At 40.0% G+C, this 305-nt stretch carries 1 pseudogene; it reads left to right on the top strand.

Annotation, left to right across the window (positions count from 1 at the left end):
• Positions 1–247 (top strand): annotated as a pseudogene (locus HC175_RS22670) (hypothetical protein); the annotation flags it as partial.
• Between the last annotated feature and the right edge of the window lie 58 nt (positions 248–305).

Genomic DNA, 305 nt, shown 5'->3' with positions numbered 1-305 from the left:
ACAATTTGAAATCAAACTAACGAATCCTAATGACTATGCTGTTTCGGGAGTACCCGTTCTTACGGTTGAAGTAGACGGACTCCGGACAAAAAGCAGCTTTTCCAATAATGCTTCAGTACCCTGTTATGAAATTGCTGCCAACTCTAGTTGTACATTGACCTATGATCAGGAGGAATCCCGGGATGTGGTAATTATCGAATCTTATGAATTGATAGATGTCGAATACTATGTAACCAACGAGGATTAAAGCACCGGCCCGCTTTTCGTTCAAAAAGACTTATCAAAAATGACATTTTAAAGCCCCT

It is taken from the genome of Salinimicrobium oceani, assembly GCF_012037645.1.
This window is presented reverse-complemented; position numbering and strand designations above follow the sequence as displayed.